The organism is Photorhabdus sp. RM71S, assembly GCF_042879355.1.
GTDB classification, from domain to species: domain Bacteria; phylum Pseudomonadota; class Gammaproteobacteria; order Enterobacterales; family Enterobacteriaceae; genus Photorhabdus; species Photorhabdus kayaii.
Genome location: NZ_JBHFKV010000269.1, coordinates 1 through 262, shown reverse-complemented (window position 1 = coordinate 262; position 262 = coordinate 1). Strand labels below are relative to the sequence as shown.

Genomic DNA, 262 nt, shown 5'->3' with positions numbered 1-262 from the left:
ATAGCAGGATTCAACCCAACATCCAGCATAACCTTCGGTGAAAGGCTGTAGCTGATGGGGATCCACGTTCAAAAGCTGCTGTTTAGCTTCTTTGAGCGTTAACGGCACGCGAGTAATGAAGCGTTGTTTTTGCTTATGCAGTGAAGTTATCGCCTCTTCGCTATAAAGGGCGGCATCGGCGACAAAGTAGCGGCTGTTCTGCGCGGCTTTCAGGCAACGAATATGATGTTTTGTGAATTCTGTGAACGCCCGGGTATCATTG

At 48.5% G+C, this 262-nt stretch carries 1 pseudogene; it reads right to left on the bottom strand.

From position 1 onward, the window contains the following. Positions 1-262 (bottom strand): annotated as a pseudogene (locus ACGF5R_RS24845) (IS1634 family transposase); the annotation flags it as partial.